At 64.7% G+C, this 18728-nt stretch carries 19 protein-coding genes; 10 read left to right on the forward strand and 9 right to left on the reverse strand.

Annotation, left to right across the window (positions count from 1 at the left end; all coding sequences use genetic code 11):
- Window positions 1-46: 46 nt before the first annotated feature.
- The 5 genes from ACEQXV_RS12805 to ACEQXV_RS12825 form a co-directional block, all read right to left on the reverse strand.
- A complete protein-coding gene (locus ACEQXV_RS12805; protein ID WP_370269530.1) occupies window positions 47-754 on the reverse strand; it encodes a hypothetical protein in 708 nt (235 codons plus the stop codon).
- Window positions 755-904: 150 nt separating this feature from the next.
- On the reverse strand, window positions 905-1135 hold the full coding sequence (locus tag ACEQXV_RS12810; protein WP_370251412.1) for an N-(5'-phosphoribosyl)anthranilate isomerase: 231 nt from the start codon (window positions 1133-1135) through the stop codon (window positions 905-907).
- Between the two features lie 35 nt (window positions 1136-1170).
- Complete coding sequence (locus ACEQXV_RS12815; protein ID WP_370269532.1) at window positions 1171-2136, reverse strand: methyltetrahydrofolate cobalamin methyltransferase; 966 nt, start codon at window positions 2134-2136, stop codon at window positions 1171-1173.
- A gap of 10 nt (window positions 2137-2146) precedes the next feature.
- A complete protein-coding gene (locus tag ACEQXV_RS12820; protein ID WP_370269533.1) occupies window positions 2147-3085 on the reverse strand; it encodes a methylenetetrahydrofolate reductase in 939 nt (312 codons plus the stop codon).
- Window positions 3086-3120: 35 nt separating this feature from the next.
- A complete protein-coding gene (locus ACEQXV_RS12825; protein ID WP_370269534.1) occupies window positions 3121-3432 on the reverse strand; it encodes a virulence factor in 312 nt (103 codons plus the stop codon).
- Window positions 3433-3770: 338 nt separating this feature from the next.
- Here ACEQXV_RS12825 and ACEQXV_RS12830 point away from each other — a divergent pair, with 338 nt between their 5' ends.
- The 5 genes from ACEQXV_RS12830 (at window position 3771) to ACEQXV_RS12850 (ending at window position 10893) form a co-directional block, all read left to right on the forward strand.
- Window positions 3771-4877 carry a Ppx/GppA phosphatase family protein gene (locus tag ACEQXV_RS12830; RefSeq protein WP_370269544.1) on the forward strand — a complete coding sequence of 369 codons (1107 nt, stop codon included), beginning with the start codon at window positions 3771-3773 and terminating at the stop codon, window positions 4875-4877.
- Between the two features lie 201 nt (window positions 4878-5078).
- Window positions 5079-5780, forward strand: a complete 702-nt coding sequence (locus ACEQXV_RS12835; protein WP_370250911.1) for an RlmE family RNA methyltransferase — start codon at window positions 5079-5081, stop codon at window positions 5778-5780.
- A gap of 107 nt (window positions 5781-5887) precedes the next feature.
- Window positions 5888-7342 (forward strand): IMP dehydrogenase, encoded by a 1455-nt coding sequence (guaB, locus tag ACEQXV_RS12840; RefSeq protein ID WP_370250912.1) that lies wholly within the window; start codon window positions 5888-5890, stop codon window positions 7340-7342.
- A gap of 31 nt (window positions 7343-7373) precedes the next feature.
- Window positions 7374-8528 (forward strand): RsmB/NOP family class I SAM-dependent RNA methyltransferase, encoded by a 1155-nt coding sequence (locus ACEQXV_RS12845; RefSeq protein ID WP_370269536.1) that lies wholly within the window; start codon window positions 7374-7376, stop codon window positions 8526-8528.
- 64 nt (window positions 8529-8592) lie between these two features.
- Complete coding sequence (locus ACEQXV_RS12850) at window positions 8593-10893, forward strand: ATP-binding protein (protein ID WP_370269537.1); 2301 nt, start codon at window positions 8593-8595, stop codon at window positions 10891-10893.
- A gap of 3 nt (window positions 10894-10896) precedes the next feature.
- On the opposite strand, the gene ACEQXV_RS12855 is transcribed toward ACEQXV_RS12850, so the two are convergent.
- On the reverse strand, window positions 10897-11496 hold the full coding sequence (locus ACEQXV_RS12855) for a gamma-glutamyl kinase (RefSeq protein WP_370255021.1): 600 nt from the start codon (window positions 11494-11496) through the stop codon (window positions 10897-10899).
- A 184-nt stretch (window positions 11497-11680) separates the two neighbouring features.
- On the opposite strand from ACEQXV_RS12855, the gene recA reads away from it, so the two are divergent.
- From recA to ACEQXV_RS12870, 3 genes are all read left to right on the forward strand, one after another.
- Window positions 11681-12748: a recombinase RecA gene (gene recA / locus ACEQXV_RS12860; protein WP_370269538.1), complete on the forward strand. Its 1068-nt coding sequence runs from the start codon at window positions 11681-11683 to the stop codon at window positions 12746-12748.
- Between the two features lie 157 nt (window positions 12749-12905).
- Window positions 12906-15584, forward strand: a complete 2679-nt coding sequence (gene alaS / locus ACEQXV_RS12865) for an alanine--tRNA ligase (protein WP_370269539.1) — start codon at window positions 12906-12908, stop codon at window positions 15582-15584.
- Between the two features lie 3 nt (window positions 15585-15587).
- Window positions 15588-15878, forward strand: coding sequence for a DUF1330 domain-containing protein (locus ACEQXV_RS12870; RefSeq protein WP_370251639.1), 291 nt, complete (start codon window positions 15588-15590; stop codon window positions 15876-15878).
- An 85-nt stretch (window positions 15879-15963) separates the two neighbouring features.
- On the opposite strand, the gene ACEQXV_RS12875 is transcribed toward ACEQXV_RS12870, so the two are convergent.
- Window positions 15964-16422: an Lrp/AsnC family transcriptional regulator gene (locus tag ACEQXV_RS12875; RefSeq protein ID WP_370269541.1), complete on the reverse strand. Its 459-nt coding sequence runs from the start codon at window positions 16420-16422 to the stop codon at window positions 15964-15966.
- Window positions 16423-16554: 132 nt separating this feature from the next.
- Here ACEQXV_RS12875 and ACEQXV_RS12880 point away from each other — a divergent pair, with 132 nt between their 5' ends.
- Window positions 16555-16761 carry a DUF6356 family protein gene (locus tag ACEQXV_RS12880; protein ID WP_370251637.1) on the forward strand — a complete coding sequence of 69 codons (207 nt, stop codon included), beginning with the start codon at window positions 16555-16557 and terminating at the stop codon, window positions 16759-16761.
- Window positions 16762-16824: 63 nt separating this feature from the next.
- A complete protein-coding gene (locus ACEQXV_RS12885; RefSeq protein ID WP_370251635.1) occupies window positions 16825-17598 on the forward strand; it encodes a class II glutamine amidotransferase in 774 nt (257 codons plus the stop codon).
- Here ACEQXV_RS12885 and ACEQXV_RS12890 read toward each other — a convergent pair.
- A complete protein-coding gene (locus tag ACEQXV_RS12890; protein ID WP_372525810.1) occupies window positions 17580-18350 on the reverse strand; it encodes a hypothetical protein in 771 nt (256 codons plus the stop codon). The genes ACEQXV_RS12885 and ACEQXV_RS12890 overlap by 19 nt on opposite strands.
- 72 nt (window positions 18351-18422) lie before the next feature.
- Window positions 18423-18728: isocitrate/isopropylmalate family dehydrogenase (locus ACEQXV_RS12895; RefSeq protein ID WP_370269542.1), on the reverse strand; the 306-nt coding region annotated here is incomplete at its 5' end.

Genomic DNA, 18728 nt, shown 5'->3' on the forward strand with positions numbered 1-18728 from the left:
AAACGGCAAAATCCGGCCGGGTTGCGGCATGAGGTGAAAAAAGGGCTCAGGCCGGTAGCCAGGGCATCAGCCCGCTATTGCCCGCGAACCACATGAATAGCGGGAACGGAAGGATCGCGATGGCGATCGTGGGCAGTGCGATACGGGGGGTGAAGACGCCGCTCATCCCGGCCATGAGGCAGATGCCGCCGCCGCCGCCGATCAGCCCCGAGCCGGGCATGTTGATCAGAAGCGCGAGCCCCACGTAGCGATACCGCAGCGCAAAACGCGCATGCTTGCGCGGCAGGCTGCGCTGAAGCTCGCGCACGCGCTGCGCCGGGCCCATGGGACCGAGCCGGTCCACCAGGGCAGCCGCCTTGACCAGGTGCAGGTCGAGAAAGAAGCGCTTGAGCGAGTGGATCGGAACAAGCCGCCCGGCCAGGAAGGCCAGTGACAGCCCGCCCATGGTCGCCAGGTAGATGGGCAGGGCAAATTCCGGTCCGCGCAGGACCAGCAGCGCGATGGCGATCTCGATTCCCGGCACGAATGGCAGGGCGATGAGCAGGGCGTAGGTGATGAAAATGGCCAGCAGGATCAGCCGCTCTGCGCGTGCCTCGGCCCGTGCGGGCAGGCTTTCGGCCCAGGACAGCGCGTAGTCGATGACGAAATGCGACAGGAAGACGATGGCGATCAGCACGACGAGCTTGACGGCAAGCCGCGGCAGCGACTCGCCCCATGTCGGGGGCGTCGTGTCAATCTCTGGGCGCGCGGACATGGTGGAAGCCTGGTCTGGGGGTCGCAGGGCACAGGTAGGGGTTCTGGGCCGGAAAAAGAAGATTTTTCGGGAAAAATCTTCATATCGATCGGGAAGAATTTTCTGGAAAATTCTTCCCTGTGCCTCGAAAAATCTTCTGGAAGATTTTTCTCAGCAGATCAGCCGGATGTCGCCCCGGTCGCAGATGATCAGAAACTGGTTGCCTGCTTCGACCAGGTGAAAGCCGCGCTTGCGCACTTCAAGTTCCAGCCTGTCGCGGCCGATCTTGCGGTCCACATCCGCCTTGCTGCGGCGGATCACACCGCCCTTTGACACGGCCTTCGCCGAGAAGACCTGATCGAACCAGATGTCATTGCTATGAATGGGGCGAAGGTAGCTCATGCGGCCACCTTCGCCTGATCCAGGGTAACAGGCGCTTAAGCGCGGCGACGTCCGCCGCGACGCCCGCCGCGTCCACCGCCTGCGGCCATGGCCGCTGCGGCGGCCTCGGGGAAGGGGGTGCCTTCCTTGGTGGCGTCCAGAACCTTGGCGAAGTTGATCCACTTGCCGCCATTGGGGTCGTGGTTCATCAGGAAGTTGGCGGCGTTGATCGCTTCCATCTCTACCGGGCGCACCGGGTTCATGATCGCAGAGGTCATGCCCGCGCCGATGGCCATTGGCAGGAAGGCCGCGTTGATGCCGTGACGGTTGGGCAGGCCGAAGCTAATGTTCGAGGCCCCGCAGGTGGTGTTCACGCCCAGTTCCTCGCGCAGCTTGCGCACAAGGGTGAAGACCTGCTGGCCAGCGGTCGCCATGGCGCCCACGGGCATGACCAGCGGATCGACCACGATGTCATGGGCGGGAATGCCGAAATCGGCGGCGCGTTCCACGATCTTCTTGGCGACGGCGAAGCGCACGTCGGGATCTTCGGAAATGCCGGTGTCGTCATTCGAGATGGCCACGACCGGCACGTTGTATTTCTTGACCAGCGGCAGCACCAGTTCCAGTCGGTCCTCTTCCCCGGTGACCGAGTTCAGAAGCGGACGGCCCTCGGCGGCGGCGAGACCCGCCTCAAGTGCGCCGGGCACCGAGCTGTCGATGCAGAGCGGCACGTCGACCAGCCCCTGCACCAGCTCGATCATCTTGCGCATCAAAGGCGGTTCGGTCTCGTTGGGGTTGGGGTTGGAGTTATAGACCACGCCCGCGTTCACATCGAGCACCATCGCCCCGCAGGCGACCTGTTCCAGCGCGTCCTTTTCCACGGTCGAGAAATCGCCCGCTTCCAGTTCGGCGGCCAGCTTCTTGCGGCCGGTGGGGTTGATGCGCTCGCCGATCACGCAGAAGGGCTCGTCAAAGCCGATGACGACGGTCTTGGATTTGGATTCGAGAACGGTACGGGTCATTGGCTCTTTCTCAGTTCTGGTTTGCGGGGCGGCCGGATGCGCCGCCATTGTCGATCGCCCACTGGGCATTGGTCTTGATGCCGCCAAGCGGGAAGAAGTGGACCTTCTCGATGTTGAACGCCGGATTGGCGGCCTTGTGGGCGGCGAGCTGGTTCAGGATTTCCGTGGGCTCGAAGGGCAGCAGCAGCTTGGTCACGTCCTTGGCGCGCTTTTGCAGGACCTTGAGCGAGGGGCCGACGCCGCAGGCGATGGCGAACTTGATCAGGGTCTGAAGCTTCGCGGGGCCCGCGATGCCGATATGGATGGGCAGGGTGATCCCTTCGGCCGAGAGCCGGTTGGCCCATTCGATGACAGGGCCTGCCTCGAAGGCGAACTGGGTGGCCAGCGCCATCTGTGCATCGGTGCGGTCTGAGAAGGCCTGTTTCCAGCGCAGCGCTTCCATTACCACCGCGTCACCGCCCTTGGGGTCGATGTCACGGTTGCCCTCGGGGTGGCCGGCGACATGCAGCCGCTCGAAGCCTGCCTTGTCGAAGAGCCCGGTCTCCATCAGCTGCATGGAGCTGTGGAAGTCACCGTGGGGCGTCTCGACGCCACCGGCCAGCAGCAGGGCCTGTTTCACATCCGCTTCGCCCTGGTACATGGCGATCCAGTTTTCCAGCGTTGCCGCATCCTTGATGATGCGGGCCGGGAAATGGGGCATCACATCGTAGCCTTCGCCCTTCAGGCGCTTGGCGGTCGCCACCATGTCGGCAATCGGCGTGCCCTCGATATGGGCGATGTAGACGCGGGTGCCTTCGGGCAGCAGATCGCGGAAGTTTTCCACCTTCTCGGCGGTGCGCGGCATCACCTCGATCGAGTAGCCCTGGAGGAAGGCCTCAAGAGCGGCGGGATCGCCAGCAGGTGCGGCAGGCGCGGTAGCGGCGGCGGAGCGGAATTTGAGCAGGGCCATCAGTTTCTCCGGGAAAGAGGGTGGCGGGGCGTCGGTCATTCGGCGGGGGCTTCGGCGTAGCCGTCATTGGCAATGAGCTGCTTCAGCTTGTCCGCGTCGTATGCGGCATCGATCGAGGCAGCTTGAGCATTTGCGACCTCCTGGGCCTCACCTTCGACCTCGAAGGGCGCGGCCTTGCGAAACCCGGCCAGGTAGGCGTCGTCATCCTTGGCGCCCACCTTCATGGCGGCGCGGTCGATCGCCTGTTCGAAACGTTCGGGCAGCGGCGCCTTGGCACCGGAACGGCCCTTGCCCACGATGACCTGGGCAGGAATGTCGCGCCAGTAGACGATGGTGACGGCAGGCATTGTGAACTCCCTCATTGCTTCGGATCAATTTAGGGCGCTCCGCGGCATCCGCCCGTTCCGTTTTCGACCTCGTGACGCGCCCCTGCGACGCGCCGGTCTTTTGCATAGGCGCTTGCCCCCCCTCGCGGCCAGAGCCGGAGAGGCCCAAAATTCTCATGAAGATCATGAGGGGGCGTGAAGCGATCGGTCCCGAAGTCGCGGCAGGGCCATTGTGCGACGCACCAAGGATCGGCTAGGATCGGGGCAGGATCGAGTAAAGGACGCGCGTGATGGGCCGCCGACGCCCCCGCCGGGGCAAGTCGAAGCAGGAAAACCAGACCCCGAGCGTGGGAGCCCCCATGCCCCGGATCGCCCCCGTTCAGCCGCCCCCCGCGCAGGCCGCAGCGCCCGCCCGGCCCGACCCGGCCGATCTCTATGCCGCGCTCGACCTGGGGACCAATTCCTGCCGCATGCTGATCGCGCAGCCCAAGGGCAACCAGCTGCACGTGGTCGACAGCTTTTCGAAATCCGTGCAACTGGGGCAGGGGCTGGAGGCCTCGGGGCAGCTTTCGCGCCACTCGATGGCGCGCACGGTGGCGGCGCTGAAGATCTGCAAGAAGAAGCTGCAGCGCCATGACGTGAAGCGCATGCGGCTGGTGGCGACCGAAGCCTGCCGCCGGGCCACGAATGCGGGCGAGTTCATTTCGCTGGTCAAGCGCGAGACCGGGCTGGAGCTGGAAATCATCAAGCCCGAGGAAGAGGCAAGGCTGGCCGTGGTGGCCTGCGCGCCTCTGGTGTCCACCCGCACCGAACAGCTGCTGGTCGTCGATATCGGCGGCGGCTCGACCGAGCTGGTCTGGATCGACCTCAGCCGCGTGCCGCGCGTGGAACGCCCGCGCGCTATCATGCGGCTGCACCAGGGCTTCGATCACCACGACACGGTGTTTCCCAAGGCCAAGGTGGTGGACTGGATCTCGATCCCGCTCGGCGTTGCCACGCTCAAGGACCTCTATCGCGACGTGGTCGATGACGGCGCGCGCTTTGCCTTGATGAGCTGGTATTTCGAAGAGCAGCTGGCCGAGTTTTCGCCCTATGATGACGCCGCCGACCCGGCGCGCGACGGCTTCCAGATCATCGGCACCTCGGGCACCGTCACCACGGTCGCGGCCTCGCACCTGGGTCTGCGCCGCTATGACCGCAACAAGGTGGACGGTCTGCGCATGACCTCGGACCAGATCGATTCGGTGATCCAGGACTACCTGGTGCTGGGGCCCTCGGGCCGGCGCAGCGACCCGCGCATCGGGCGCGACCGGCATTCGCTGATCATGTCGGGGGCCGCGATCCTGCAGGCGCTCTTGCGGGCCTGGCCCACGGACCGGCTGAGCGTGGCCGACCGGGGGCTGCGCGAGGGGCTGCTCTATGCGCAGATGTCCTCGGACGGGGTGCTGGAGGACGGACCCTTCTGAACCGATCCCGGTGGCCGTTTCGCCGCGCTTTGCGCGTCGACCCGGGGGCGGGCCGCCTCACCCCCCGCTGACGCGGGGGCCTCGTCGGCCCGCGCGGGGCTCTGCCCCGGACCCCGGAGTATTTTCACAAAGAAGAAGGAGCGGGGGCTTACTTCGCGGCGGAGCTGCCTATATTGGGGCCCTGGAAAGGTGATGAAAGCCATGGCGAAGAACACGAGCGGGCGCGGGCAGCGCGATCTGAAGGTCAAGGTCAAGACCGCGCGGGGGCGTAAGCTGTCCTCGACGCGCTGGCTGGAGCGTCAGCTCAATGACCCATACGTGCAGCGCGCCAAGCGCGAGGGCTACCGGGGCCGGGCGGCGTTCAAGATCCTGGAACTGGACGACAAGTATCGTTTCCTGGTGCCGGGGGCTCGGGTGGTGGACCTGGGCTGCGCGCCGGGGGGCTGGTGCCAGGTGGCTGTGAAGCGCGTCAATGCGCTGGGCGAGAAGCCCGGCAAGCGGGTGGGCACGATCCTGGGGGTGGACCTGCAGGAGGTGGAGCCCATTGCCGGCTGCGAGATTCACCAGCTGGATTTCATGGAGGACGATGCCGACGAGAAGGTGAAGACCTGGCTTGGCGGCAAGGCCGACGTGGTCATGAGCGACATGGCGGCGGCCTCGTCGGGGCACAAGCAGACCGATCACCTGCGCATCATCGCGCTGTGCGAGGCGGCGGCCTATTTCGCCTTTGACGTTCTGGAAGAGGGCGGGACCTTCGTGGCCAAGGTGCTGGCAGGAGGCGCGGAAGGCGATCTTCAGCAGATGCTGAAGCAGAAGTTCACCAAGGTCGCCAATGTGAAACCCGAAGCGAGCCGCTCCGACTCGTCCGAGAAGTTTGTGGTTGCCACCGGCTTTCGGGGCTAGGGCGCATCCGCGTCCTTCGGCCCCAAGGGCGGATTTAGGGCTTTCCCTCGGGCCAAACCCATGAGATAGGGACGTGCCAACCGTAACTCCCTGCCCAAGGAGGCCCCATGGAGATTCGCGAGGCTCTTACCTTCGACGACGTTCTGCTGGTGCCCGGCGCATCCTCGGTGCTGCCGAGCGAAGCCGACACGCGCACCCGTGTGACGAAATCCATCAAGATGAACATCCCGCTGCTGTCCTCTGCCATGGACACGGTGACCGAGGCGCGCATGGCCATTGCCATGGCGCAGGCTGGGGGGATCGGGGTCATTCACAAGAACCTGGGCGTCGAGGAACAGGCGCGCGAGGTTCGGCGCGTGAAACGCTTTGAAAGCGGGATCGTCTACAACCCGGTAACACTGCGCGCCGACCAGACGCTGGCCGATGCCAAGGAACTGGTGGAACGCTACAACTTCACCGGCTTCCCGGTGGTGGATGCCGAGGGGCGCGTGGTGGGGATCCTGACCAACCGCGACATGCGCTTTGCCTCCTCGGACGATACGCCGGTGCATGTCATGATGACCTCGAACAACCTGGCGATGCTGGCCGAGCCCGCGGACCTCGAAGAAGCCAAGAGCCTGATGCGGGCGCGTCGGATCGAGAAGCTGCTGGTCCATGACGGCAAGGGCAAGCTGACGGGGCTTTTGACCCTGCGCGATACCGAACAGGCGGTGCTGAACCCCACGGCGTGCAAGGACGAACTGGGCCGGCTGCGTGTGGCTGCGGCGACCTCGGTGGGGGATGCGGGCTTTGCGCGCACCGAGGCCCTGATCGACGCGGGCGTCGATATTGTCGTGGTCGATACCGCCCATGGCCATTCGGCGGGCGTCATCGACGCGGTGAAACGCGCCAAGCAACTGTCGAACAACGTGCAGGTCATCGCCGGTAACGTGGCCACGGGCGAGGCGACGCAGGCGCTGATCGACGCGGGCGCGGATGCGGTCAAGGTGGGAATCGGGCCTGGTTCGATCTGCACCACCCGGATCGTTGCGGGCGTGGGCGTGCCGCAGCTGACCGCGATCATGGATTGCGCCAAGGCGGCCGACGCCAGCGGCACCCCCGTCATCGCAGATGGCGGCATCAAGTATTCGGGCGATTTCGCCAAGGCCATCGCGGCGGGCGCCAGCTGCGCCATGGTGGGCAGCATGATCGCGGGCACCGATGAAAGCCCCGGCGAGGTCATCCTCTACCAGGGCCGTTCTTTCAAATCCTATCGCGGGATGGGGTCGCTCGGAGCCATGGCGCGCGGCTCGGCCGACCGCTATTTCCAGAAGGATGCGGCCAGCGACAAGCTGGTGCCCGAGGGGATCGAGGGGCAGGTGCCCTACAAGGGGTCTGCGAGCGCGGTGATTCACCAGCTGGTGGGTGGCCTGCGAGCGGCCATGGGCTATACCGGCTCGGCCACGGTGGACCAGATGCGCAGCGGGTGCAGCTTCGTGCGGATCACGGGTGCCGGGCTGAAGGAAAGCCATGTGCATGATGTGCAGATCACTCGTGAAAGTCCGAATTATCGTTTTGGATGAGTAGTTTGTATGTCATAGCTAAGGTGAATTCATGACTCCGGCGGCGCGGTTGGCCGCCGCCATCGGGGTTCTGGATGCCTGGGCGGGCGGCAATCCGGTTGAGCGGGCCCTGACCGGGTGGGCGCGCGGGGCGCGCTATGCCGGGTCGAAGGATCGGGCCGCGGTACGTGATCATGTTTACGATGTTCTGCGCCGCAAGGGCAGCTGTGCCGCGCTTGGCGGGGGGGGGAGCGGGCGCGCGCTTGTTCTGGGGCTGCTGCGCCTGCAAGGCCTTGACCCGGATGAGTATTTTACGGGCGAAGGCCATGCGCCTGCGGGTCTTGGCGAGGCGGAACGTGACCTTGGCGCAGAAGGGCTGACGGCCTGGTCTGATATTCCGGACTGGTTGCATGATCCCTTGCGTGACTCGCTCGACGAGCAGGCCGAGCGGGTGATTGCGGCCATGCAGGAGCGGGCCCCGCTCTATCTGCGGATCAATGCGCGCAGATCGGCAGGAGAAATTGAGGAATGGCTTGCAAGCGATGGAATAGTAACGAGAAAAACCATTCTGCCTCACGCCTTGGAAGTGGTTGAGGGCGCGCGTCGCCTGCGGCAGTCCCAGGCCTATCTGGACGGGTTGGTCGAAATCCAGGATCTCTCGCCGCAACTGGCCTGCGCAGCCGTGGACTGGCCCCGTTCAGGTCGCGTGCTGGATTACTGCGCCGGGGGTGGCGGCAAGGCGCTGGCAATTGCGGCCGTCAGCGAGGCGCAGGTCTTCGTCCATGACGCCAACCCGCGCCGCATGGCCGACATTCCTGCCCGCGCCGATCGGGCCGGTGTGCGCCTGACCGCGCTTGAGCGCCCCGAAGCGCAGGCCCCCTACGCGGCCGTCCTTTGCGACGTGCCCTGTTCCGGTTCAGGCACCTGGCGCCGGGACCCGGAGGCCAAGTGGCTGTTATCTCGGGAAAAGCTGACCAATCTGGAGCAGGTTCAGGCCGAGATCCTCGACGCGGCTGCGGCCCTCGTCGCCCCCGGCGGGCAGCTGGTTTACATGACCTGTTCCTTGCTGGACGCGGAAAACGGCGGGCAGCTGCGCGCGTTCCAGGCGCGACATGGCTGGCAGGTGAAAACCGAGCGCCGCTTTCTGCCTGGTGATGCCTCTGACGGGTTCTTTCTCGGGGTTCTGACGGCCCCGTCAAAGGGCTGACATTAATCCCCAATTAACGAAATTGCAGTCTGATCCTCGTGACGAATCGAGCAGGAGGGTCAGGGTGGCGGATCAAGCGGTGATGGCTCGCAGGCGGCGACTGCCTGGGGATGGCGCGACCTGGGCCCTTGTTTTGTTGGCCGTGGGCTGTTTGCCGGTCGCGTTCCTGGCCGAGGGCATTCTTGCCCGGATCACGGGCTTTGCCGTCGCGGCCTCGATCACGCTGACGGCGGCCTTGCTCAATATCTGGCGCTTTCGCCGCGAACGGGCGGAGCGCGCCGCGATGCGCCAGGCGGCGGAGCTTGCGACTGATGACCCTGCGCTTGTTTTCCTGACCGACAGCCAGGGGCAGATCCTGTTTGAAAACCCCGCCGCACGCGATCGCTTCGGCCCGCGAGAGGGCCAGCCCATGTCGCGCGCTTTGGCAGGGCTTATCCCCAATGCCTCGGCCATTGCCTTTCGCCATGAAACGACGCTGATGCGGGACCGTGCTGCACGCGAAACGGTGGTGACGCGGCGCGGTACGGTAAAGATCACCGCCTTCCGGATCGGGTCCGGAACGCTGTGGAGGGTCGATGAGGCCGAAGATGGGGCGGGGCGCGCGCCTACCAGCAACGGTCTGCCGATGATGGTTGTCAGCCGAAATGACACCATCCTGTCGATGAATGACGCAATGCGCCGAACGCTCGGGGAGCGCCGCAAAGCCTTGTCTGAGGTGTTCGAAACCTTGCCGGTCCAATCCGGGCAGCGCACGCGCATCAGGGCGGCGGAGGATTGGACCGAGGTGATGGTGATCGAGCTTCAGGCCGGAGACGGTCGGCGCGAGATTCATGTTCTTCCGGTCGATCTCCTGCCAATGGAAGATGAAATCGCCGCGCGCGCCTTCGGGGCGTTGCCGGTGGCGCTGGTGCATATTGGCGCTGGCGGGGAAATCCTTGCGGCGAACCCGCGTGCCCAAAGCCTGCTCAACCTGCATCCGGGCGGGGAGATGGTGCTTTCGGCGGTGGTGGAAGGGCTCGGGCGGCCCATCAATGACTGGGTGGAGGATGTGCTGGCCGAACGCATCCCCTCGCGACCGGAAATGGTGCAGGCGACGCTCAGGGAGGATGATTGTTTCGTGCAGATCACCCTTGGGCGGATTGCGGGCGAAGGCGGGCCGACCCTGCTTGGGGTACTTCATGACGCAACGGCGCTCAAATCCATGGAGCAGCAATTCGTTCAAAGCCAGAAGATGCAGGCCATCGGCGAGCTTGCAGGCGGCGTGGCCCATGATTTCAACAATCTCCTCACGGCGATCACGGGTCACTGTGATCTTCTGATGATGCGCCATGACGAGGGCGATCCGGACTATGCGGACCTGGCCCAGATCAACCAGAATGCCAATCGGGCCGCCAGTCTCGTGGGGCAGCTCTTGGCTTTTTCACGCAAGCAGACGCTGCGCCCGGAGGTCGTCGACCTGCGGGACACGATGTCCGATATCACCCATCTTTTGAACCGTTTGATCGGAGAGAAGGTGCGGCTGGAACTGGATCATGACCCGCACCTCTTGCCGATCCGGGCGGATCGCCGCCAGATGGAACAGGTGATAATGAACCTGATCGTGAATGCGCGCGATGCGATGCCGGATGGGGGCAGGGTGCTGGTGGAAACCCGCGTGGCCCGCCTGAGAGAGCCGCTGCGCCGCGACCAGGCAGAAGTGCCGGCCGGTCACTACGTCACCGTTCGTGTCAGCGATGAAGGCACGGGCATTCCCCCCGACCAGATCGGTCGGATCTTTGAGCCTTTCTTCACCACGAAGGGCACGGGCAAGGGCACCGGGCTCGGCCTGTCCATGGTCTATGGCATCGTCAAGCAATCGGGCGGATTCATCTTTGCCGACAGCGAGCCGGGGCGGGGAACGGATTTCACCCTCTACTTCCCCGTTTACGACCGGCCCAAGGGTCAAAGTCCGGACTCGCAGCCCGAGTCGTCAGCACCCGCGCGTCCGACGGATCTCTCCGGTGATGCGGTTGTTTTGCTCGTCGAAGACGAAGCCTCGGTGCGGGCCTTCGCGTCTCGTGCGCTCAGGATGCGGGGATTCACGGTGATCGAGGCGGAAAACGCTGAAGTCGCCCTGGAAAAGCTCGCCGACAGCGATCTTGAGGTGGATGTTTTCGTAACGGACGTGATCATGCCGGGGATGGACGGGCCGACATGGGTGCGCGAAGCGCTGAAGGATCGCCCCGATGTTCGGGTGGTCTTCGTCTCGGGCTATGCAGAGGACGCGCTGGAGCGCAATGGCAAGGACGTGCCGAACTCGGTCTTCCTTGCCAAGCCCTTCACCCTGTCGGATCTTACCGCGACGGTACAACGCCAGTTGCACTGAACTTCAATTGGCGCAGAGGCGCTCCCACAGGTCAAACTCGGCGCGGGCCTCCTCCCTCAGCCGCGCCTCCACGTCCGCGGAGAGGGTGAGCGCCTTCCTCGGGGACACGTTTTCGCGGCCGAGTTCCAGCGATGTGCCAAGCTTGTCTTCGAAGAAGTCGATCAGGGCGTCTTGTCGGTCGTAGCGGAAGAGGTAATCGATCCCGGCGGCACCATCGCGGTCGGAGAGAAACCGTGCCTGGGACCCAACTCTCGCCAGCTCGGGTTGATCCTCGGACAGCCAGGCCAGCACGAAATCGTCGAAGCTCATTCCAGCGGTGGATTTTTCCGGGTTGGAGTGGTCGGGACGCGACCGATACCGATACCAGCTGCCAAGCCAGTCGATGGGCTCCCGCATGACCGCGACGGTGCGCATCGGGCGATCCCCCCGCTGTTCGAAAAACTTGGAGAGCCGGTTGCGATAGCCCATCAGGTTCACGTGCTTCTGGCCGGGCGGATGCAGGATGGCTGCGCTGGCATGGGGCAGGAGCGCCTGTTCCAGAGCCGTCGTCCCGGTCTTGGGAACGGCGAGGAAAACGATTCTCTGCTTCCAGAACACCAGCATCGACAGCTCCTTTCCCGAGTCACCCCTAACTTAAACGCTTCCTTAACCCTTCATGTAAAAACTGGGGTCCACAAGATTTTACTTGAAATGTTCTCTTTTTGGTCTCAAAAGAAGTGAGAGAACAAGAGGCGAACATGAGCATCATTGCCGCGGGACATGCGGTATGGAATAAGGAGCCGGAAACATGGCAGTGGCAAACCTTCTCGACATGACCGACCGTAAATCCGCAGACAAGCAAAAGGCGCTCGACAGCGCCCTGGCCCAGATCGAACGTCAGTTCGGCAAGGGCTCCATCATGAAACTGGGCGCCGACAACCCGGTGGCCGAGATCGAGGCGACCTCGACCGGTTCGCTCTGGCTCGACATCGCGCTTGGAATCGGCGGCCTGCCCAAGGGGCGGATCATCGAGATTTACGGTCCCGAAAGCTCGGGCAAGACGACGCTCACGCTGCATTGCATCGCGGAAGAGCAGAAAAAGGGCGGTGTCTGCGCCTTCGTCGACGCCGAACACGCGCTTGACCCGCTCTATGCCAAGAAGCTGGGCGTCGATCTGGACGAGCTTCTGATCAGCCAGCCCGACACCGGCGAACAGGCGCTGGAAATCACCGACACGCTGGTGCGCTCGGGCGCGGTCAGCATGGTCGTGGTCGACTCGGTGGCGGCACTGACGCCGAAGTCGGAACTGGAAGGCGACATGGGCGACAGCTCGGTCGGCGTGCAGGCCCGCCTGATGAGCCAGGCGAAGCGCAAGCTGACGGGTTCCATCTCGCGCTCGAACTGCATGGTGATCTTCATCAACCAGATCCGCATGAAGATCGGCGTGATGTTCGGCAGCCCCGAAACCACCACGGGCGGCAACGCGCTGAAATTCTACAGCTCCGTGCGCCTCGACATCCGCCGCATCGGTTCGATCAAGGATCGCGACGAGGTGGTGGGCAACGCTACCCGCGTCAAGGTGGTGAAAAACAAGGTGGCCCCGCCCTTCAAGCAGGTCGAATTCGACATCATGTATGGCGAAGGCATTTCCAAGACCGGCGAATTGCTGGACCTCGGGGTCAAGGCCGGCGTGGTCGAGAAATCGGGCAGCTGGTATTCCTATGGGGACGAGCGGATCGGCCAGGGCCGCGAGAATGCCAAGCAGTTCCTGAAGGACAATGCCCCGGTGGCCACCGAGATCGAGGACAAGATCCGCGCCGCGCATGGGCTCGATTTCCACATGGATGACAACGACGGGGACATGGTCGAGGACTGACCTTCCCCCGCAGCTTCACACGGAAAGGCGGCCCCGAATGGGCCGCCTTTCGCGTTTCAGCACCCGCGTGGCCGCTTTGTCCTGTGGACAGAGGGCCGGGTGGGGGTTACATCGCTGAAAACTTGCCACTTCGCCTGCCGGAAAGGGGCCCTGCCAGATGGCCAGCCTGAACGACATTCGCTCGACCTTCCTCAACTACTTCGCCCGCAATGGACACGAGATCGTTGCCAGCTCGCCGCTGGTGCCGCGCAACGATCCGACGCTCATGTTCACCAACTCGGGCATGGTGCAGTTCAAGAACCTCTTCACCGGGGTCGAACACCGCGACTACAAGCGGGCGACGACCGCGCAGAAATGCGTGCGCGCGGGCGGCAAGCACAACGACCTCGACAACGTGGGTTACACCGCGCGCCACCACACCTTCTTCGAGATGCTGGGCAATTTCAGCTTTGGCGACTACTTCAAGCACGAGGCCATTCCATTCGCCTGGGAGCTGATCACCAAGGATTTCGGCATTCCCAAGGACCGGCTCTACACGACGGTTTACCATACCGATGACGAGGCCTTCGAGATCTGGAAGAAGGTGGGCGTGCCTGAAAGCCGGATCATCCGTATCGCGACCTCTGACAATTTCTGGCAAATGGGCCCGACCGGTCCCTGCGGCCCCTGCACCGAGATCTTCTACGATCATGGCGATCATATCTGGGGCGGACCTCCGGGCAGCCCTGAGGAAGATGGCGACCGCTTCATCGAGATCTGGAACATCGTTTTCATGCAGAACGAGCAGTTCGAGGACGGCTCGATGCGCGAGCTGGACATGCAGTCGATCGACACCGGCATGGGGCTGGAGCGGATCGGCGCGCTGTTGCAGGGCAGCCACGACAACTATGACACGGACCTGTTCAAGGCGCTGATCGAGGCCTCGGCCCATGCCACCAGCGTCGACCCCTATGGTGACAAGAACGTCCATCACCGGGTGATCGCCGATCACCTGCGGTCCACCTCCTTCCTGATCGCCGATGGCGTGATGCCCTCGAACGAGGGCCGGGGCTACGTGCTGCGCCGGATCATGCGGCGCGCCATGCGCCACGCGCATCTTCTGGGCGCACAGGACCCGCTGATGCACCGCCTTGTGCCGGCGCTGGTCAGCCAGATGGGCCAGGCTTACCCGGAACTGGGCCGGGCGCAGGCGCTGATCGAGGAGACCCTGAAGCTGGAGGAAACCCGTTTCCGCCAGACGCTTGACCGCGGCCTGAAGCTTCTGGACGAGGAACTGGGCGATCTTCCCGACGGGGCAGAGCTGCCTGGGCGCACGGCGTTCAAGCTCTATGACACCTATGGTTTCCCGCTCGACCTGACGCAGGACGCGCTGCGCGAAAAGGGCCGGGCGGTCGACACCGCGGGCTTCGATGAGGCGATGGAAGAGCAGAAGGCCAAGGCCCGCGCGGCCTGGTCTGGTTCGGGCGAGGCGGCGGACAATGCCGTCTGGTTCGACATAGCGGATGCCTCGGGCGCGACCGATTTCCTGGGCTATGACACTGAGAAGGCCGAGGGCCAGGTCATCGCGCTGGTGGTCGATGGCAAGCCTGTCGACAAGATCGCGGAAGGCGGTGAGGGCTGGATCGTGGTGAACCAGACGCCGTTTTATGGCGAGGCGGGCGGCCAGGTGGGCGATACCGGCGTGATCCGCCGAATCGAGGACCGTGACGAGGTGGCACTGGTCGAGGACACCCGCAAGTTTGCCGATGGCAAGATCTATGCCCACAAGGTGACGGTGGAACGCGGCACGATCGTGAAGTCCGATCCGGTGGAGCTGGAGGTCGATCACGGCCGTCGCGGCATGATCCGCGCCAACCATTCGGCCACGCACCTGCTTCACGAGGCGCTGCGGCGCGCGCTTGGCGATCACGTGGCGCAGCGCGGCTCGCTCAATGCGCCGGACCGGCTGCGGTTCGATTTCAGCCACTCCAAGGGGCTGAGCGCCGAGGAACTGACCCGCGTCGAGGAGGAGGTGAACGCCTTCATCCGCCAGAACGCCCCGGTCGAAACCCGGATCATGACGCCTGACGATGCCCGTGGACTGGGGGCGCAGGCGCTCTTCGGCGAGAAATACGGCGACGAGGTGCGCGTGGTCTCGATGGGCCACCTTGCCGGGTCCGGCAAAGGTGCGGATGGCGAAACCTATTCGCTGGAGCTCTGCGGCGGCACCCATGTGGGCCAGACCGGCGATATCGGCGTCTTCGTGGCGCTTGGCGACAGCGCGTCAAGCGCGGGCGTGCGCCGCATCGAGGCACTGACGGGGGCTGCGGCCTTCGACTATCTCAGCGGGCAGGCCCGGATGCTGGGCGATGTGGCCGGCAGCCTCAAGGCGCAGCCCGCCGAGGTGGGCGAGCGGGTGCAGGCGCTGATGTCCGAGCGCAAGGCGCTGGAAAACGAGGTGGCACAGCTGCGCCGCCAGCTGGCCATGGCCGGTGGCAGTGCCGCGGGCGCCCCGGCCGATCGCGAGGTCAACGGGATCACCTTCCTGCCGCAGGTGCTGGAAGGGGTGACTGGCAAGGACCTGGCAGGGCTGGTGGACGAGCACAAGGCGCGCATGGGCGACAAGGCAGCGGTCTTGCTCATGGCCGATGCAGGGGGCAAGGTGGCGGTGGCTGCGGGGGTCAGTGCTGACCTGACGGATCGCATCTCTGCCGTGGATCTGCTCAAGGCTGCGGTCGTGGAACTGGGCGGCAAGGGCGGCGGTGGCCGGCCCGACTTTGCCCAGGGCGGCGGCAGGGATATCGGCGGGGCGGATGCCGCCATCGCCGCGGCCGAAGCGCTGTTGAAGGGAGTGTAAGACATGCCATCAGCCCTGTGGATCGCCCACGTGACCGTCACCGACGAGGCGGCCTATTCGAAATATGCCGCCATCGCGACCGAGGCCATCGCCGCGCATGGCGGCGTCTTCCTGGCGCGCGGTGGACGCCATATCCAGAAGGAAGGCCGCGACCACCCGCGAAACGTCGTGGCCCGCTTCCCGTCGGTCGAGGCGGCCAATGCCTGCTATGAATCGGAGCGCTACCAGGAGGCGCTGAGCCACGCGCGCGGCGCGTCCGAGCGCGACCTCGTGATCGTCGAGGAATTCGAGTAGGGCGATTTCGCCGCCTGCCGGCGTCGACCGGGGGCGGCCCTCCTCAGGCCCCGTCGGGGCCCTCGTCGGGCCGCGTTGCCGCAGATCACAACGGCAGCGCGGTGGTGTGCTTGATCTCTTCCATCACGAAGCTGGCGGAAACATCGGCGATCTCGACCTTCGCGGTGAGGCGCTGGTAGAGCCGGTCATAACCGGCCATGTCGGCCACGCGTGCATGCAGAAGGTAGTCGAGCTCTCCGGTCATGCGATACGCGGCCAGGATCTCGGGCATCTCGCGCGTGGCACGGGCGAAGCGCGTGGACCAGTCGGGGCTGTGGGCACCCGCCCGGATCAGCATGAAGACCGACAGCCCAAGCCCAAGCGCCTTGGGGTCCAGCAGGGCCACGCGCGCCCGGATCAGCCCGCGATCCTCCAGTGCCTTGACCCGCCGCCAGACCGCGTTGCGCGACAGCGCGGCAAGCTCGGCCAGCGCATCGAGCGACAGGGTGGCATCGCGTTGAAGCGCGTTTAGGATTTTTCGATCCTGTGCGTCTAAATTTTCCATATTTAAATGATAGTTGGGAAATTATCCCATGAGAACCCCTAATCAGTTGAGTATTTGGGATCCCTTTGCAGGCGCGTCGCGGCAGGATGTCCGGACATCACCACGCGAACGGGCAGCAAGGGAGCGCCGGACATGATTGCACGACTTTTCACCGATCATCCGCAAAGCGTTGACGAGAGCTATCTTGAACATGCCGCCTTCGCGGCCCGCTTTTCGGGCTGGCTCTTCCTTGCTGCCTTCGCTGCCGCCGTGCACGCTGTGCTGCCCTTCCTGTTCGAGAAAACCGCCAGCCGCATCACTGCACGGCTTTACGAACGGACCCATAATCGCGGCCGCTGAGCCCCCTTTTCGCCGCCCCCGATCCGGGGCAGAAAAGAGGGATCCGCGCGAAGGAGCCGCCAAATGTGCCGTTGGGCCGCCTATATCGGGGAACCGATCTTTCTGGACGAGGTGGTCAGCCGCCCCGGCCACTCTCTGATCCGCCAGAGCCAGAGCGCTGCCGAGGCCAAGACCGCCACCAATGGCGACGGCTTCGGGCTGGCCTGGTATGACCGAAGGCCGGAACCGGGGCTGTATCGCGACGTCTACCCGGCCTGGTCGGACCCGAACCTGCGCAGCCTGGCGGAACAGGTCTGCTCGGGGCTCTTCCTCGCCCATGTGCGGGCCTCGACGGGCTCGGCCATCAGCCGCAATAATTGCCACCCGTTCGTGGTGGGGCGCTGGAGCTTCATGCATAACGGCCAGGTGGGCGGGTTCGAGGCCTTCCGCAAGCGCGCCGACATGCTGGTGCCCGATCACCTTTACGGTTTCCGCAAGGGGGCCACCGACAGCGAGGTTCTGTTCCTGCTGGCGCTGGCCGAGGGGCTGGAAGAGAACGCGCCGGGTGCACTGGCGCGGGCGGCGGGCAAGCTGGCCGGCTTGTCGCGGGATCATGGCGAGGGGCCGCATCTGCGCCTGTCGGCGGCGTTCAGCGACGGGCAGGCGCTGTGGGCCGCGCGCGGATCCTGCGATTCCATCTCGCCCACGGTCTATTACCGCTGGTCGGAGACGCGCAAAGGCTGGGCCGTGGTGTCGGAGCCTCTGGAAATGGGCGAAGCAGACTGGACGCCGCTTTGCCCAGGCAAGATCGCCCGGTTCGAGGGCGACCAGATGGCGCTTTACGACCTGCCGCTGTGATCCTCCGGGCCTTCGGGGTCCGGCATCTCGGGGCGGGCCTGGCGGAAATAGCCGGCGATCAACGACAGGCGCAGTGACAGGCTGTCTTTCTGCTCGTGCAACTGGCGTACGGTCATCCGGCGGCGGCGCACCACGGCGCGGGCCACGCGAAAGTCCCACCGGCGTTTCTGGTCCAGGTAGCTTGCGGGCAGGCGGCGCCGGACCCATTTCCAGGCCCATCCCAGTTGCAGGAAGGCGATGAGCTTGAAGAGCCAACGCGCCAGCGTCGTCCACAGCATCCGCCAGAGCGCGCCCACGCCCGCGGCGATCATGAAGGGCAGCTTGACGGAAAAGAGGATGACCCAGAGCCCGATGGAACTGACGGACAGCGCCAGCGTACCGAAGATCACGATCAGCGCCGCGACCAGCTGTTCATACCATTCCAGCCCGCCATACCAGCCCATCATCCGCGCGTAGCGGTCGGATGCAGCGGCCTTGAAACGGCGGAATAGCGCATCGAGCCGGTTGCGCAGGGCCGATCCCATGACAAGCGGCAGGAGGGTGGTCATCACCCATTTCTTCAAAAGCTCGATCCGGAAGAAAAGCGCCGCTTGCGTTTTCAGCCAGACCAGCACCGCGGGCAGTTCGATCGAGACGATCTTCTGCCCGATGACCTTGAGTTGCACGAGAATGAGGCCAAGCGCGATCAGCACCTCGTCGCCGAGCCACAGGGTCAGCAGGACCGACAGGCCGACGACAAGGATGAGAAGCAACAGGGCGCGCCAGAACATGGGCTAGAGGTGACAAGCCCGGCGGCTCTTGTCCAGTGCCGCCGGGCCGGTGAGTTACCCTGCGAGCGCCTTGTTGAGGTTCTCGTCGATCTTCTCGAGGAAGCTCATCGTCGTGTGCCAGCCCTGGTCGGGGCCAACGAGCAACGCGAGGTCCTTGGTCATGTGGCCCGCTTCCACGGTTTCGACGATGACCCGTTCCAGCGTCTCGGCAAAATTGGCGAGCGGGGTGTTGTCATCGAGCTTGGCCCGGTGCCTGAGCGCCCCGGTCCAGGCGAAGATCGAAGCGATGGAGTTGGTCGAGGTCTGCTGCCCGGCCTGGTGCTGGCGGTAATGGCGGGTGACGGTGCCGTGGGCGGCCTC

Origin of the sequence: Nioella sp. (genome assembly GCF_964229645.1) — a bacterium.
GTDB lineage: Bacteria > Pseudomonadota > Alphaproteobacteria > Rhodobacterales > Rhodobacteraceae > Nioella.